Consider the following 18,327-nt stretch of genomic DNA (forward strand, 5'->3'; position numbering starts at 1 on the left):
TTTTTAAGCAGATTGTTAAGCAAATTACGAGCGATTCTCTACAATGTAGTTGTTTTTAACTTTAATAAATAATGAAAGAAGTCGATAATCCCATGAATGAATTCAGTATTAAACCCACACTGACCAGCGTGCCTGATTTACCAACCTTATTTCAAGCACTCCAGGTTGGCCCTCACGACTTATTGTTAACTAATAAGTATATTATTGAACCACACTTAGATTTAGAGCAGCTCCCATTAGATGTCATCTATTTAGAAAACTATATTCAAGGCGAGCCAACTGATCAAGCAGCTGATCAACTATTAAGCCAAGTTAACCAAAAGTCCTACCAACGGATTTTAGCCATTGGCGGGGGATCGGTCATTGATAACGCCAAATTATTAGTTTATGGCGCTGACGTTAATATGCAAATGATTGCCCAACAAGGAGCAACTTTACCAAAAAAGCGGCAATTAATCATTGTCCCCACCACTACTGGTACTGGTAGTGAAGTCACTAATGTTGCAGTCTTTAATTTCTTAGATAAACAAACTAAAGTCGGCCTCGCTTATCCGCAAATGTACGCTGATCAAGTTTATTTAGTACCACAACTAGCCCAAACGATGCCGTACAAAGTTTTTGCCACTAGTTCTATTGACGCTTTAGTTCATTCAATTGAATCCTATCTCTCACCCAAAGCGACAAGCTTCAGTCAAATGTTCTCCGTGCAAGCAATGAAAACTATTATTCAAGGTTATAACCAAATTATTATTAACCAACAAGTTGGTCAAACACCACAAGGCCAGTTACTCTTAGATTTCTTAGAGGCTAGTACCATGGCAGGCGTAGCTTTTGGTAATGCGGGGTGTGGCCCCGTGCATGCTTTAGCTTACCCCATTGGAGCTACGTACCATATTGCTCATGGGCAGTCTAATTATCTAGTCTTTAGTGGTACTTTTAAAAAATACCACGAATTAGGTGCCGATTTAAGTTCTTTAGAAACTATTTTAGCTGCCGTTTTACCAGTTGCTCCTCAAGAAACTTTAACAGAATTAGAAAAATTAATTGACCAAATTTTGCCCAATCAAAGTCTCAGTCAAATCGGCATGAACAATACGACTTGTCAAGAATTTGCCAAATCGGTTATGGATAATCAACAACGCTTAATGGTTAATTCACCAATTAAATTAAGCGAACAAGATGTTAACGATATTTATCAAAGTTTATTATAATTCTCCCCTGCAATCAGAGCTTTAAGTTGGCATAACTAACTTAAAGCTCTTTTTGTCGTTCAGTGCTTGGCGCTAACTTCAATAGCAGCAAAGCCGACGTACTAAAATAATTAATTTTTTCTTGCATTTTGATTAGATATAAATTAGAATACGATTAATTTATAAAAACCAAGGGGAGTGAATTAGTATGAAAAAACCAGCTTTATTGGGTTTAATTTTAGTAAGCAGCTTAAGTTTATGGGGTTGTGGTCACAATGATGCCGCTAACAAAAAAGAAATCGCGATTGGAACCTCCGCCGAGTTGAGCACCGCCGATGTGTCTTTAGCCATGGATAATGAGTCCGCTGAGGTTGCCGAACAAGTTAATGAAGGTTTGTATAACTTCAATAAAAAAGGCCAAATCATCCCCGCTTTAGCTAAGGGTATGCCAAAATTGTCTAATGACCAAACTACTTACACGATCAATCTGAGACATAACGGGCGCTGGAGTAATGGTAAACCCGTCACCGCCCAAGATTTTGTTTATGGTTGGCAACGAACCGTCACTCCTCAAACCAAATCGCAACAATCTTACTTCTTAGAAAATGTTAAAAACTATAAAGCTATTAATAGTGGTAAAATGAATCCGCATAATTTTGGGATCAAGGCGACTGGCAAATACCAATTAAAAATCACGCTCGATCATCCCGTACCTTATTTTCCTTCGGTCTTAGCCATGAGTGCTTCTTTTCCCTTATATCAGCCTTACGTCAAAGCTCAAGGCAAGAAATATGGTACCGACGCCCAACACACGCTGTACAACGGACCGTTTGTCTTAAAAGATTGGGATGGAACTAGTGATACTTGGTCGTATGTCAAAAATCCGCATTACTGGGATAAAAAGCACGTGCATTTAGATAAAATCAAAGTTTCAGTGATTAAAAGTCAAGATACGGGCGCTTATCAATTTGAATCCAAAGAGTTAGCCTTAGTACCGTTAACAGGCCAAGAAATTAAAAATCATGCCAAAAGTAAAGCTTTATACGTTCGTAAATTACCGGGCACACAATATTTAGATTTTAATACAAAGCGCCAACTCTTTAGCAACGAAAAAATTCGCCAAGCGATGGCGCTAGCTGTTGATCGCAAACAATTGACGAATAAAGTTTTACAAGATAAATCAGTCCCCGCTACTGGTTTTGTACCGACTGGTTTTAAAAATAAAAAAACCAAGCAAGATTTTGCTCAAGAAGCGGGTCAATTAAATCAATATAATCCCCAAAAAGCCAAAATGCTCTGGCAAGCGGGTTTAAATGAATTAGGTTTGAGCTCCGGTAAAATGACGATTTTATCCAGCAATGACGATCAAACAAAAAAAGTGGATGAATTTTTACAATCCCAATTACAAACACACCTACCGAAGTTAAAAGTCGCCGTCAAAGCAGTGCCCTTTAACAGTCGTTTATCAGAAAGTCAATCAGGTAATTACGATGCCGTTTTGACAGGGTGGACCCCAACTTTTGCAGATCCGACTGATTTCTTAAACCTGCTCACTACGGATAACAAAAATAACGACGGTAAATTTAATGACCAACAATATGACCGTTTAATTGCCACCGCTAATAATCAATACGCTACCAATCCGGACAAACGTTGGGATCTCTTACAGCAAGCTAATCAATTAGTAGTTCAAAAAGCACCTATTGTGCCGTTATACTATCTATCATCAGTCTTTTTAATCAATCCTCAATTAAAAGGAATCGTCATGGGACCTATGGGTTTTCCATACTATAAAAATGCAACGATGAATTAGTTATGAATCTTCAATATGTAGTATGATTGAATTTAGGAGTGTGATAAACAAGTTTGTTCCAGATAAGAATTGGTTCTACACCAACCAACTTCAGAACACTAAGTGTCTTGAACCAACTTTTAAAATTCAACTGGATCCAGAATACTTGGACAAATTTTATGAAAAGAAAACGGAAAAAGACTTATGAAGAACAAATGAATCACTATCTTATGTCTGCTGTCATCGCCCTTATTTTAGGTACTCTGTTGAAATTTTGGTTTCATTTATAATTAATCCTCCAGTTCATCAGTCCAAGATATGGGCTGAGAAACGGATTCCAAGTTCAATGATAAGCAGCAGCTAATTAAGCATTTAAAATTCAAAAAATTTTAAATGCTTTTTTTGTTACTGCAAATTAGTTCAATTGCCAAATAAGAACTAATAATTGCGCGGCAAAATCACCTTAAAGTCTCTAACTAACAAGCGTCCACAAATTATTTATTTTTAATCAACTTCAATTTTACTTTTTAGATTTAATTATAATATTTCTATAAAAATGACATCAACAAGCACATAATTAATTAGTTTTCTAGGCTCGTAAAGGCTATTTTTACTCATGATAAATTTAACTCTTATAAGATTTTTATATTTATTTTTAATTTTTAATTGCAATTAAATTAATATCGAATTAAAATGAAATTAATTTCTAATTTTAAGGAGGGATGTTCATGAAGAAATTAGCTTTACTAGGCTTAACCGTTTTAAGTGGCCTCAGTCTTGTTGGTTGCGGTCACAATAACGCTAACAACAAAAAAGAGATTTCCATTGGAACATCAGCTGAATTAAGTACGGCTGATGTCTCCTTAGCCATGGATAACGAATCAGCCGAAGTCGCTGAACAAGTTAACGAAGGCTTGTACAACTTTAATAAGAAAGGACAAATTATTCCGGCTCTGGCCAAGGGCATGCCAAAATTATCAAATAACCAAACTACTTATACCATTAATATGAAACATAATGGACATTGGAGTAATGGTAAACCCGTCACCGCCAAAGACTTCGTTTACGGTTGGCAACGGACAGTGACACCCAAGACTAAGTCACAGCAATCTTATTTCTTGGAAAATGTCAAAAATTACAAGGCCATTAACAGTGGTAAGATGGACCCCAGCAATTTTGGGATCAAGGCCACTGGCAAATACCAATTGCAGATTACTTTGGATCATGCCGTACCTTACTTTCCATCAGTGCTAGCCATGAGTGCTTCATTCCCACTATATAAACCATACGTGGAAGCTCAAGGCAAGAAGTACGGGACTGATGCTAGTCATACCCTTTACAACGGACCGTTTGTCTTAAAAGATTGGGATGGAACTAGTGATACTTGGTCATATGTCAAAAATCCGCACTATTGGGATAAAAAGCACGTGCACTTAGACAAAATCAAAGTTTCAGTAATTAAGAGTCAAGATACTGGGGCTTACCAATTTGAATCAAAGGAATTAGCTTTAGTACCATTGACCGGTCAAGAAATTAAGAATCACGCCAAGAGTAAAGCCTTATATGTCAGACGCTTACCGGCTACGATGTATTTATCTTATAACACTAAGCGCAAATTATTCAGTAATGAAAAAGTTCGCCAAGCCATGTCAATGGCCGTTGATCGTAAACAATTAACTGATAAAGTTTTACAAGATAAATCGGAACCAGCGACTGGTTTTGTGCCCGAAGGTTTCAAAAATCCGCAAACCAAACAGGACTTTTCTAAAGAAGCTGGTCAGTTAAATAAATACGATCCGAAACAGGCCAAAGAACTCTGGCAAAGTGGTTTAAGTGAATTAGGCTTGAAGTCGGGTAAATTCACTATTTTATCTAGTAATGACGACCAAACTAAAAAATTAGATGAATTCTTGCAATCTCAATTACAAAGTAATTTACCTAACTTAAAGGTTTCTGTCAAAGCTGTCCCATTCAATAGTCGTTTATCATCATGTCAATCAGGCGACTTTGACGCTGCAGTTATTGGTTGGTCACCAACTTTTGCGGATCCAACTGATTTCTTAAACCTATTTACAACTGATAACAAGAATAATGATGGTAAATTTAGCGACAGTCAGTATGATCAATTAATCGATACTGCTAATAATCAATACGCTACTGATCCTGCTAAACGTTGGGATACTTTACAACAAGCTAATAAGTTAGTTATTGAAAAAGCCCCAATGACGCCGATGTATTATCTATCATTTGTTTATTTAATCAATCCCAAATTAAAGGGCATTGTGATGGGACCAATGGGCTTCCCATACTATAAGAATGCAACGATGAACTAAGCGTTACAATTTTCTTAACCAAAAACAAAAAATTTAGGAGCAATAATTATGAAAATTTATATCTCAACTGATGTTGAAGGTTTAGCTGGTATTACTGATTGGAGTATGGACGATAATGACACAGTCAAATTCCGCAAACTTTATAATGACCAAGTAGCTTGGGTTTTACAAGGTATTCAACAAGCTACTAATAACGATCAAATTGATGAAATTTTAATTTCTGATTCCCATGCCCGTGGCACTAACCTTGATTATAACTATTTATCTGATATTGATGACCGAATCTCTTTAATTAGTGGTTATCCACGGGAAGACTATATGATGAGTGGCTTTGATTCTTCCTTTGATCAAGTCTTCTTCGTGGGTTACCATTCCGGAATTGGTAAATTACATGGCAATATGGATCACAGTTATAGTGCTCGTTCTGCATATAACGTGTGGATTAACGGCAAATATCAAAATGAAACAACCATCAATGTTGCTTACGCTAATGAATTAGGTGTGCCTGTAACCTTAGTTGTCGGCGATTCTGCTTTAAAAGAACAATTGGTTGATGAAAAAATGTGCCCTACACCAAAAATGGTCGTTACTAAAAAATCCTTAAATCGTTTTTCAGCCATGAGTTATCCTCGTAAACAAGTAAAAGCTGATATTATCAATGGTGCCAAAGAAGTGATTGATAATCCAACACCTTATAGTGCAGTTGAACCATTAGGTGCGCCATTAACTTTGAAAATGCAATTAGCTAATACCGCTAAAGCTGATGCCGTCGAACAAATGCAAGATGTTAAACGCGTTGATGGTCGGACTATCGAAGTACAATGTCCTTCCATGAAAGCTTTATTGAACGAAATTATCGCCATCGTCATGTTAGCTGGTACCCAAGACTAATTTTAAGGAGCTGTCTAGATGAAAGAAAATCAAGAAATTGAATTAATTAAAAACTTTTCCAACTTAAACGGTGCTTCTGGTTTTGAAATGGAAGTTGCTAAATTCTTCCAACAACAAACTAAACCTTATGGCCAGACAAAAATTGATGGCCTGTTTAACAGTTATGTTAGCCGCCAACAAAACACTGGTAAACGCCCAATGATTCAAATGGATGCTCACGCCGATTCTGTTGGTTTCATTGTTCAAGCTATCCGTCCTAACGGTTTAATCAAGTTTGTTCCGCTTGGTGGTTGGGCGCCAACTAATATCCCAGCAATGCGTGTCCGTGTACGTAATCAAGACGGTCAATATATTAAAGGCGTAGTTGCTACTAAGCCACCACATTTTATGACCGCTGAAGAACGCAATGCCGTGCCTAAAATTGCTGATTTATCCGTTGATGTTGGTTCCACTAGCCGCGAAGAAACGATTAACGATTTCAAAATCAATACGGGCTGTCCAATTACCGTTGATGCCGAATGTCAATATTACGATAAAACGCGGATGTTCTTTGGTAAAGACTTTGATAACCGGGTTGGTGCCGCTGCATTAGTGGCTACTTTAGCTGACCTCGCCGATAAAGACTTAGACGTTGACTTAACCATGGCTCTATCCACGCAAGAAGAAGTAGGTACGCGTGGCGCGCAAGTGACAGTCCGCAATATTGATCCCGACCTTTCAATCGTTTTTGAAGGTTGTCCTTGTGATGATACCTTTACACCCGCTTGGTTAGCACAGACGGGGTTGAAACGGGGACCAATGTTACGGGATATGGATACTTCCTTTATTGCCAATCCGATTTTTGAACAATACGCTGATGATGTTGCTAAAAAATATGATATTCCGCATACTCGTTCGGTGCGGACTGGTGGTGGCGTTAATGGTGGCCCAATTCAATATTACCGTGGCGCACCAACTATCGTAATCGGTATTCCTGTTCGTTATGAGCACACAGCCTTTAACTGGGCTAACTTAGATGACTTTCAAAATGCTGTTAAATTAGCTGTTAAGATTATTGAATCCTTAGATGAAAAAACTATCAATAGTTTTAAGGGTGAATAACTAACACTTTTCAATAAAAAGGCTAGACAGAGAAATTAAATCTCACGTCTAGCTTTTTTTGTTACTTTATGATTTAACTTCAGTAATTTTACACTGAAGATCATTATCCTCACAAAGCTCTTTAATCATTGACTTCAATTTTCGGTCATTCATTTTTTTCACTTCTTCGGTCAGTGCTTCATCCTCCTGTCGTTCAAATTCTTGAACTAAACTTTCATCACCAATTCCTTCTGCAGCCATTAAATTAAGCACAATATCATTAACGCGCTGATTATTGTATTCAACATAATCTCTGATTTCTTCAATAGTAATAATTGGCTTATCCGGATAATTAGGGCTTGTCGTGTGCATTAATTGAAACATTAAATCTCGCATATCTTGGGCTTCAATTGTAATTGCTTTGAGCTGTACAGTAGTTTTACCGGTCCAATAAATCATAAGTAGTACTCCTTATTTAAATTAACTCTAACTTGAATATGACTTCATTTTAAAACAATTAACTAATAAACACCATTACTATCAAGTTATTCCTTCGAAAGATTACACTATCGTACAGAACTTTTTCGCCATCTTTTGTAAAATATCCATTAGGAAATAGCGTTTTTTTCATTGTTTTGAAGTAATTACAATTGTAACCGAGAGTTGGTTCTCTATTTTATATTTTTAGATTTCTGCCCACAAATACTTTACGCTAACAAAAGCACTTATAAGATTTTAATTTTTCAACTAAACGTGTTACAATTTATGTAGATCGAAGTTGGTGTTACCGCACCAACTTCTCATAAGGCTACTGATGGTAGCTGTATTAATACAAAATTAAAACAACCGCCTACTAAGCGGTTGTTTTTACTTAGATTTTCGATATTTTAGAATATCTATGACTGTATTCACAATCTCATGGATTATTTTAACAGACCAATAGATAGCTTCTAAAACGAAAAGCCAAGTCAAAGCGCTCCTCCTTTCATCAGAATGTTAATTATTACAATTTTTACACCATAAGCAACCATCTCCTTCAGAAGAGAAGCCACCGTCTTAGTTGAGCCTTATGTACATAATTAGTATAACATTTTTGAGATACACTTTTTAAGATAATTTTAATTATAAAAAAAGAAAGTTTCCTTTGTTAGAAACTTTCTTTTTGTTTTGCTTTATTTGCTTTTAATTCAATTTAACATCCACATCTCTGACCCAATCATTATCACCTACTTGATAATAACGATGACCATTAACCGTTAGAACTTGATCGAAGTTCCAAGTAGCTTGGCGAGTTAAGTGTTTATCTGTGGAACGACTTAAGAAACCAATCTGTGATTGATAATGATAAATCGGTGCCGCTTGTTCTTTCAAGCTTAAGGTTCCGGTTTGGGACTTGGTGACAATTGCCGTCGTCATGACCGTAACATCCAGGGCTCGCACATATTGATGTGGTGCTACTTGATAATAAATTTGTCCGTCAGCTAATGTTTCTTGGGCATTAACTAACCACTGCGTACCCGTTGGCAATTGTTGCTTCAGCGCAGCACCTTGATCACTATACACGGTGATGAAGTCTTGACCAGCGGTTGGTTGTACCGTAATTACTCCATCAATGATTTGCCGTTTACCAATCTTAGTATAGTTGACATCGTCAGCTTTAACATATTCATTGGCACCTACACGGTAATACATCGTGCCATCATTTTGCGTATAAATATAATCGACTTTCCAATCAGTATTGGCGGCTAAGACTTGCTCCAACTGGTGACCTTGCTGGTCATACAAGTGAATGAAACCACCCGTGACATCGGGTTTAACAATGGCAATTCCCGGATTGCGAACGCTATGACTTTGACTCAAGCCACCACCTAAATTATCAGCCAAGTTGACACTACCTGTGCCTGCTAAACTATTAATGCGTTGAATGCAATCATGTTGGGCTTGGTTGACAGCTGCGACACTCGTTGCTTGTTGCACTTGGTCAATGCCCGCACTTTCAGCATGCCGCACCGCAAAGATCCGATCTTGGCGTTTATCAGCGTCTAAACTGGTATTGTTCTCTAAGTTCTTAACCGCTTGATCAGCTGCTTGATGAATGGCATTAATGGCAACCGCACTAGCTTGCGCCACTTGGGCTTTAACCACTTCATCAGAGATACTATTTTCCCCTACTACTTCGGCAGCATGAGCAGCATCAACACCTTGGCTTTGATCAATTTGATCTTTGGCCGCTTGATAGGCCGCATCCACCTTGTGTTGAGTGTCGTCTTTTTGTTCAGGTGTTAAGTCAGTTAAATCGTTCAAATGATCCTTGGTATCTTGATAATGATTCTCTAGAATGGTCAGGCTATCATCTTTAGCTTTCGTAACTTGAACTACTTGTTGCATGTTTTCAATTCCGGTTTGTTTGTGCGGATCAACTTCTGTTAATTCGGCATTAGTAATACTGTCTTGCGCTGCTTGATAAGCGGTCTCTAACAAACCATTCAAACTGCCAATTTGATCCTTATAATGCATCAAGCCGTTAATCTTAGCTTGTTCTTCTTGATAGGTTTGTTTTAATTCCTGCATCGCTTGGTTCTTGTGATTAATCAAAGTCTTAGTGTCATTTAATTGCTTAGTTCCAGTTTGTTGAACCTGATCAACACCACTTTGATCTGTTGCCGCTAAGATTTGATCAATGGCTGCTGTGGCTTGTTGAATAATCTGACTCTGTAATATAGTTTGTTGATCACTATTCAAAGCTTCCGCAACATTATAAGCTTGTTGAACTTGTTTTTGCGTTTGCTTAATCTGTTGCACTGCCTGAGCTTTTTGTTGGGCTAAAGTGACTTGTTGTTTCATTTGCTCAATAGTTTGTTGTTGTTCACCAGCAACGTTGGCAGCGGTCGTTTCTTGTTTAATTTGGTTTAAACCAGTCTCATAAGCAGTTGTCACTTGTTGTTGTAATTGGTTAACTTGGTCACTACTTAAGTTACCACCATTAGTCAAACCATTAAGTTCTTGTTGCTCCTGATTTAACTCATCATCCAAGGCATTCCAAGCGGCATTTTGTTGTTGCTTCAAGTCCGTTACTTGCTTAATATTTTCCACACCATCTTTAGCGACTTGTTGAATAGCAGTGGTCGAAGTAGCTTGATTGATAACGGCAATCGCCTGCGCTTTTTGGTTTTGCACGTCTTGTTTCAAGCTATCTTGGTCAGCTTGATAATGATTTAAGCCTGCAATTACCTCATTGGCGGCCGTTTCGGCTTGATCAACTTTTTGCATCGCCTGATTAATCGTCTCGGCTAAGTCTAACGTTGGTTGTAACTTCTGTTTTTCTTGCGTGAGCCAGCTTTCAGTAACGTCGGTGGTTTCATTTAAATCATTTAACATCGCTGTTTGTTCGGTTGTGACTTGCTCTAATAAATTATTAACTTGATCAGCGGTTAAGTGACCACCTTTGTCCGGTTTACCTAAATCTTTGATCTTTTGCTTGGCGTCATTGACTGCTTGGTTAATACTTGCTTGCAACTTCTGCTTTTGTTTAGCAGTCGCTACTAATTGATTTAAATCAGTATTTTCTTGACCAGCAGCATTAGTGACATCCTGCGCCGTCTTACTGGAATCTTGTTGTGCCGTTTCAATGGCAGCCACCCCATTAGTTGCTGTTTGGTCAGCTTGGTGTTGTAATTGATTAATTTGATCTGAGTCTAACTTGTTGTCGCCTTGACCTAAATCATTAATCTTTTGCTTATTAGCAGCTAATTGTTGCGCTAAAGCCACAATTGCTTGAATAGCGGCGCCCCCTTTATTAAAGGCCGTAGCTTCGGTGTTACTATCTTGCATACCAGTTAAAGCCGTGTTAGCAGCGGTATTGACTTGATTTAAGAAAGCAGTTTGTTGCTCAGCACTGATATTCGTTAAACCAGTTAAATCGTTGTTGGCTTGACCTAAAGTCGTAGCTAAATTAGTTAAGTCCGTAATAACTTGCGTCTTGACTTGAGTCGCCTCGACACTCGTTGCCGCTTTGATTTTAGTAGTTAATGAACTTTGCGCTTGGGTAATTTGATCTTTAAATTGTGTCTTTTGCGCAGCCGTCAAACCAGCTGTGGTTTCAAGCTGATTCGTAGCCGTGGTAATTTGCGTCTGCAAGGCTGTTAAGGCCTCATTTTGAGCCTGCGATAACTTCAACAACTTATTAATAGCTGTGGCACCGTCACTCGCTACTTTATTAAGATTAGTCGTTGCATCAGCTTTAGTAATTTGTTCAACAATCTTAGCTTGTTGCTCACTAACTTGTTGCTTCAAGCCAGCTTGTTGGTCAGCTAATTGATCCAAATTACCAATAGCAGTATTAGCGGCAGTAACAGCTGAATTAACCACACCCATGGCCGTATTCATATTATCAGCTAAATCCGTTACCGGCTTAAAGTTTGTTGTTTCTTGATCAGTTAACCATGAATCTGACAAATCAGTAACATTCTGTAAGTTAGTTTCAATTGTTGTCTTCGCTGCCGCTAATTGAGCTAATAACTTACCAATTTGTTGAGCTTCATCAGTTGGCGTCGTGCCACCCGTTAAGTTATGACCAGTGGTACCGTCACCTAACTCTTTAATATGATCCACTGCAGTATTGTAGTCAGTTTGTAACTGTTGCATAATTGTAGCTTTTTGGGTGATTGTTTCTTTAATCTTATTTAAAGCAGTAACCCCTGCTTGCCCTTTGGTTTGAGCAGTAGTTGAATTTTTAGTAACCAAGACATCATTGACAGCCTGATTATAAGTGTTTGTAATTTCATCAGTGAAATTAGTCTGTTGATCATGGCTTAAATCGGTAGCATTACTTAAAGCTGTTTCCACATCTTGTTTAGCAGTAGCTAACGCCCCTAATTGCGTATTTTGTTCTTTTAAGGTTGCCAACAAGTCGCGGACATTAGATTGCGCTAAGGAACTAACAGATTCTATCGTGCCTTTGTCTGCAGCTTTAATCCTATCAACTTCAGTATCGTATTGGTCTTTCAACTTCTTCAAAGCCGCAGTTAAGTTATCACCAAAGTGATTGCCAGCAGCACCATTTAAGTCATTCACACCATTGTTATAAATGATTTCCAGATCATCCCAAGCCGTTGCTTGGTCTTGTACTAACGCAATCACAGCTTGAATATTTGTCACTTCAACGTTAGTTTGCGCCGACATGTTGGCAGTAGTTGCATCTCTTAAATCAGCTTGGGCGGTTTGATAAGCATTATCTAAAGCTGTCGTTAATTGATCACCAGTAACCAACTCATCATGATGGTGTAAATTACTCAAAGCATCCTTAGCTGTTTGATAAGCGGCTTCTACTGTTTGCATAGCCGTATTCATAGCATGAGCTTTAGTCACAACATCAGTTAAGGAACTTGGTTCTTGAGTATCATCAAAGCCTGGTTTAGCAGCGTCTGTTTTAACTTGTTCATAAGCACTAGCTAAATCAGCTAATAATTTACCAACTTGCGTACTGGTATCAGTTGAATCAGCAGCACCAGTTAAATAACTGTCTTCATTATGACTACTTGCAGCTAACTTATTAATATTATCCTTAGCAGTATTATACCAACCAGCTACTGTACTTAGGTTATCGGATAAGTTTTGCGCCGCTGTAACAATCTTATCAATTGCATCTTTACCATCACTTAAAGCTGTATTAGCCGCAGTAACACTATCAGCTTTCTCAATATTCTGATTTGCTGTCGTTTGGGCGCCATCAGTGGTATTGGTAATTTGATCTTGATACTTTTGAATATCTGTTGGTTGCAAGGTGTCCGTCAAATGACCAATTATGTCACTCGCAGCTTGCGCATAGCTATCTAATTGGCTTTGATTATCAGCTTTATGTTCCGCCAATTGTGCTTGATCCACCACTTGTTGTAACGCTGTTTCACCATCAGCTTCAGCGTTATCAGTTCCAGCAGTAATCTCAGCTACTGCAGCCTGATAAGCACTTGTTACTTGGCCTTGATATGATGTCTGCTGATTCGGCTTTAAATGACCGAGTTTGTCAGCAGCTGTTTCAGCTTGAGCTGTTTGGTAAGCAGTTTGTAACTTACCCATGTCTGTATTCATGGTTCTTGCTTTACCAGTTACTGCTGTGAGCTTTTGCTCCTCTGTTTCTTCGTTGAAGTTTGCCCCAGGATTTTCTAAATCACTCAAGACTGTATCGTAAGCCGTACCTAATTGTTCCACTAAGGTATCCACTTGTGACTTATGTTCGGCGTCAGGCGCTGTGGTTGTTAAATGCCCTTGTTTATTGTCGCCTAAATTAGTAATGTTTTCCTTTTCGGTATTGTACCAATCAGTAACTTTATCGGCAGTTGTAGCTTGACTAACAATATTGTTAATCTTTGCTTGAGCAGCTTGATAAGCACTAGCAGTAGAGTCTGCATCAGTAGCACTATCAATCGCAGCTTGCCCTTTAGTTTGTTCGGTTTCTTTAGTCGGATCAGTATTCGTAATTTGTTGTTGATACTTTGTCTTTTGTTCATTTGTTAAATGCGTTAAACCATTAATTTTGTTAACAGCAGCCGTGACCCCATTTTGAAGTTGCGCACCAGCTAACTTTTGGGCAATTTCTTTTAAGCCCGTATTAACAGTAGCATCAATTTGGTCTTGGGTTGTTGTTGTGACAATCAAAGAATCCAAACCACTAACTGCCGTATTATAAGCACCATCAATATTATCTTTATAAGTTTCCTTATCAGTTAAGGCGGTTAAATCATTATCAACTGTTTCCCCGGCATCATTTTTAGCAGTTTGTAACTTACTCATGGCAGTATCAAGGTTAGTAGCTAAATCAGTGATAACATTAATCTTAGCTTTTTCGTTGGTCTTCCATTCTTCAGTTAAGCCATTAGCAGCTAAATTGTTTAAATCATTCGTAATTACTGCTTGAACATCGTCCACTAATGCCAATAATTTGCCAACTTGCTCATTTGTATCAGCCGGATCACTGCCAACCGTCAAATGTTGTAAGTCCTTAATCTGTTGTTTAGCATCATTAATCCAGCCAGCTAAACCATCCGTTGTATTATTTAAGAAACCATTGTTAGCATCAGCGTTACCTTGAGCGCCTTGCACAATCTCATTAATAGCTGCTTGGGCTGTGGTAAAAGCGCTATTAGCTTTATCAGCGTCACTTGCTGCATTAATTGCCGCTTGACCTTTAGTTTGTTCAGTTTCTTTACTTGCATCAGAATTTGTAATTTTATTTTTATAATCTTGAACAACATTAGCACTTAAACGACCACCATTGGCAGTACTCAAGGCATCCAAATCAACTGTTGCTTGATTAACACAATCTTGCAATTGAGCAGTAGCTAATCCCTTAGCAATTCCTAATAAACCAGTGTTTTCAACCTCTGTTACCTGAGCTTGTGTTGTTTGGTCAGTAATGGTATTTAAATTATTTGTAGCATCGTTATAAGCTTTATCAACCAAGTCAGTGTACTTCTTCTTATCCTGAGCAGTCGCTAAGTTCGGTAAGTCATTAATTGTCGTATTGGCGCTATCATGTTGACTCTTCAATTCATCCATGGCGTCATTAATCTCATCCGCCAAGTCGGTGATCTTTGTAACTTTCGCTTTTTCGTCAGCTTTAAAAGCATCATTTAAACCACCAGCACCTAAATTATTAACATCTTTAGTGATCTCTTTTTGAACATTATCCACTAAGGCCAACAATTGACCAACTTGTGCACTTGTATCAGCTGGATCACTACCAACTGTCAAATGTTGCAAGGCCTCAATCTGTTGTTTAGCTACCTCAATCCAACCAGCCAAACCATTCTTAGTATCGTCCGTTAAGAAACCACTGTTAGCATCTGATAATCCCCTAGCAGCCGCCACAATAGCTTCGATCTTACCTTTGGCTCCATCAGTTCCAGCAAAAGCAGCTGCTGCTTCTTGCGCATCAGTAGCGGCATTAATTGCGGCTTGACCATTAGCTTGTGCACCAGTATCTGTATTAATAATTTCGTCTATATAGCCATTAATTTGGTCTTGACTTAAAGCACCACCTTGGTCCGTACTTAAGGCATTCAAGTCTTCCTTGGCCTTATTAACACAATCTTGCAATTGGGCTTGTGCCAAGCCTTTGGCTAAATCAACCATGCCTTGATTAATGACACTCGATTTATCATTTGCGGAACTAGCTTGTTGATATGCTGTGACCATACCTTGAACTTTTTGATCAATTGACGTTAATGCAACATCGACTTCAGTTGAACTTAAATGTCCATTTTTATCCTTACTTAAATCATTAATACTGTTATTAGTCTCATTAAATTTATTCGCTAAATCAACTAACGTATCTAAAATACCTTCTGCTGTCGTTTCAGCTGAGGTGGCATCTGCACTAGTTGTTGTTGCCTTAATTTGATCTACAGCCGTTTGATAAGCTTGATAAATCAACCCCACTTGCGTTTCGTCATTTTCATTGAAGTAATTAATTTGTGCAGTTGTTAAGCTTTGACCATTATCTTTACTTAAAGCAGTGACCGCTGCTAAAGCACTATCCAGTTTATCTTTTAAATTATTAATTGCAGTCTGCTGGTCACTAACTAAATTATTAATGTTGCTTAACGCGTCACTCGCCGCATTTGTAACATCAGATGCTACCAAGGTAGCATCTGTTTGTGCCGTCTGAATCGCTGTGATTCCAACTTTAGCTGCTTGATAGGCTTGATTCTTTAATCCATCTGTATCTAAGTCGGTCTGACCAGCAATCGTTTGGTCAGTCGTATTTAACTCATCCACTAAAGCAGCTAAAGCATCAATGGCAGCTTGACCTTTAGCTACTGCTGTTTGGCGATCATTGTCATTCGTAGCAGTATTATAAGCACTTGTTGCAGTAGTCAAAGCTTCATTAACTTGAGTCAAAAAGTTGTCAACTTGAGTCTCATTTAATTGCCCTGTTGGGTCTTGTAAAGCTTTAATTTTTTGATTAGCAGTATCTAAAGCCGTAGCCAAACTAACTAAATCAGTTAACTTTTGCTCACCAACACCACCTGCACTAGTAGCAGCTGTTGAATCAGTTGCAGCTTTAATGTTTGCGACAGCTTGTTGATAAGCTAATGGTACTTGACCAGTGGTTTCTTTATTAAAGTAATCAATTTGGTCAGGAGTTAGATTCTGCAAACCGTTAATTGTTGTCAAAGCACCATTGGTGCCATCATATTTATCTTTTAAACTATTTAAAGCATCATTTTGTGCTTGGGGTAAAGCCATGATATTAGCCATAGCAGTTAAGCCATCTTGTTTAGCCGGTTCAATATCGGTAACTGAAGTAGCATCTTTAACATCCTTAACCGCAGTATTATAAGAAGTTGTTAAAGAAGTAATTAAATCGTTCGTATTATCCAGATTAGTAGCCATACTTTCTAAAGCGGACTTATCGGTATTAAATTGAGTCTCTAAAGCTGAGAGTGCGGTTTGATATTCAAATAACACTGCTGTATCTAAATCATAGACTGGACTATCCCAAAAATCCTTATTAGCAACTAACTCTAACTGGTCGCCCCTTTTTAAAATGCCACTTGGAATTGTAAAACTAAACTTACCATCAGCATCTGATTTAGTAATATAAAGTTTTTCAGTATTTCGCCAATAACCTCCATTAGTTGATTGCCCATCAATCAAAAGCAAAGTTTGTGTACCATCACTATGCTTAATTTGTACCGTGATATTAGCATCACCAACATTAGTTGTACCGGTAACCAATTGAGAATCTATTGTCGGAGTTTCTGAAAAGCCAACATCGTCTCCAGGTATAGCCTTAAACTCTAATATTCCGCCGTTAAGATTTTTGTTATTTAATAGTGAAATAACAGTCTGTTCATCTGCTTGCGTTTGACAAACTGTATTTGTAATATCTTGAATGACATTGTTTTTAACCACAAAGTCCATATTTCCTATATTTGGTGAATAATTATTGCCATTAATGTATTGGACATTATTAAAATTAAACTTAATACCACCGACTACAGATATTACCAAAGTGTCATTAGCATTACCATTAGTATTTACGATAAAATCTTTTGGAGCATCAATAACAGTCTCAGTAACGTTATAAAGTGTGTAATGACCAGAAGTTTCATCAGTAATTTCTATATTAGAACCCTTATTAGCAAAAAAGTGATCAACACTCACAAAATAGCCACGACTAGACGGAACATTATTACTTAACAACTTTGCGGCAAAAGTACCACTTATCTTTAAGTTATTTGCGGAAATCATGCTGTTAGTCTGAAAAAGACTATAATTCGAGCTATTAACTTCATAACTGGCATTAATGGAGCCGCCTTGCTGAACATCAATAGTACCATTACTATTAACACACCTAATCCCCATGTTATCTAAGCTAAGCGTAGCACCTTTTTCAACTGTCAAATTATTAGCTCGAATCAAATCTGTGAATGAAACAGTATACGTTTGACCCATAAAAGCAAAGTTTTGTACACCTTTTATCGAAGTATTTCCGGTTACATGAATACTAACATTATGATCCTCACTAAAAACTCCACCTTGAAAAGTAACGTTATTTAAATATAAGTCAGTTAAAATTCCTTTTTCTGCGTCGTTATTAGGCTGTTCAGAAATAAAATTACCATTGCTAAAAATATTAATATTTTGCAATGTCAAAGATACTCCAGCAGTCAGTAATTCAAATTGCGGTTGATTTAACTGTCCAGAAAAAGATTTTAAGGAATGACCACCACCGTCAATAATCATAGATCTAAAGATACCTACATTATATGCTGCCACTAAAATATCATTATTTAAAACAATTTTAGAAGCATTCGAATGCATGATTGCCTCAATTAATTCCTGAGAGGTAGAAACTGTAACAACTTTATCAAAATTTGCAATTTCTGGTTTGGTGGTTTCATTTGTATCATTATGTACTACACTTTGATTATTATCAGTGTCAGTACTATTAGGTTGTTCTAATTGATTAGTATTATGATCAGCTAGGTTTGGACTACTTGGTTGAGTTGCGGAATTGTTGGTAGAATTACTTGCA

Annotated in this window: 7 protein-coding genes; 5 read left to right on the forward strand and 2 right to left on the reverse strand. The window is 37.7% G+C overall.

What is annotated here, in order from left to right; all coding sequences use genetic code 11:
* Window positions 1-71: 71 nt before the first annotated feature.
* From AC3B7A_RS02750 to AC3B7A_RS02770, 5 genes are all read left to right on the forward strand, one after another.
* Window positions 72-1,211, forward strand: coding sequence for an iron-containing alcohol dehydrogenase (locus AC3B7A_RS02750; protein ID WP_489756209.1), 1,140 nt, complete (start codon window positions 72-74; stop codon window positions 1,209-1,211).
* A 187-nt stretch (window positions 1,212-1,398) separates the two neighbouring features.
* Window positions 1,399-3,003 (forward strand): peptide ABC transporter substrate-binding protein, encoded by a 1,605-nt coding sequence (locus AC3B7A_RS02755; RefSeq protein WP_489756210.1) that lies wholly within the window; start codon window positions 1,399-1,401, stop codon window positions 3,001-3,003.
* A 707-nt stretch (window positions 3,004-3,710) separates the two neighbouring features.
* Window positions 3,711-5,315, forward strand: coding sequence for a peptide ABC transporter substrate-binding protein (locus AC3B7A_RS02760; protein WP_489756211.1), 1,605 nt, complete (start codon window positions 3,711-3,713; stop codon window positions 5,313-5,315).
* Between the two features lie 48 nt (window positions 5,316-5,363).
* Entirely contained in the window at window positions 5,364-6,206 is an 843-nt protein-coding gene (locus AC3B7A_RS02765) for a M55 family metallopeptidase (RefSeq protein ID WP_489756212.1), read from the forward strand.
* Window positions 6,207-6,224: 18 nt separating this feature from the next.
* Complete coding sequence (locus AC3B7A_RS02770) at window positions 6,225-7,307, forward strand: M42 family metallopeptidase (RefSeq protein ID WP_489756213.1); 1,083 nt, start codon at window positions 6,225-6,227, stop codon at window positions 7,305-7,307.
* A gap of 66 nt (window positions 7,308-7,373) precedes the next feature.
* On the opposite strand, the gene AC3B7A_RS02775 is transcribed toward AC3B7A_RS02770, so the two are convergent.
* Together AC3B7A_RS02775 and AC3B7A_RS02780 are read right to left on the reverse strand one after the other, a co-directional pair.
* Window positions 7,374-7,745, reverse strand: a complete 372-nt coding sequence (locus AC3B7A_RS02775; protein WP_489756214.1) for a hypothetical protein — start codon at window positions 7,743-7,745, stop codon at window positions 7,374-7,376.
* 723 nt (window positions 7,746-8,468) lie between these two features.
* A complete protein-coding gene (locus AC3B7A_RS02780; protein ID WP_489756215.1) occupies window positions 8,469-18,113 on the reverse strand; it encodes an SLAP domain-containing protein in 9,645 nt (3,214 codons plus the stop codon).
* Window positions 18,114-18,327 lie beyond the last annotated feature (214 nt).

The organism is Bombilactobacillus sp. ESL1202 (assembly GCF_058107125.1).

Coding starts and splice junctions, on each gene's coding strand:
- AC3B7A_RS02765 (WP_489756212.1), top strand. CDS start 5,364: ATGAAAATTTATATCTCAACTGATGTTGAAGGTTTAGCTGGTATTACT.
- AC3B7A_RS02770 (WP_489756213.1), top strand. CDS start 6,225: ATGAAAGAAAATCAAGAAATTGAATTAATTAAAAACTTTTCCAACTTA.
- AC3B7A_RS02755 (WP_489756210.1), top strand. CDS start 1,399: ATGAAAAAACCAGCTTTATTGGGTTTAATTTTAGTAAGCAGCTTAAGT.
- AC3B7A_RS02775 (WP_489756214.1), bottom strand. CDS start 7,745: ATGATTTATTGGACCGGTAAAACTACTGTACAGCTCAAAGCAATTACA.
- AC3B7A_RS02750 (WP_489756209.1), top strand. CDS start 72: ATGAAAGAAGTCGATAATCCCATGAATGAATTCAGTATTAAACCCACA.
- AC3B7A_RS02760 (WP_489756211.1), top strand. CDS start 3,711: ATGAAGAAATTAGCTTTACTAGGCTTAACCGTTTTAAGTGGCCTCAGT.
- AC3B7A_RS02780 (WP_489756215.1), bottom strand. CDS start 18,113: ATGCATTCGAATGCTTCTAAAATTGTTTTAAATAATGATATTTTAGTG.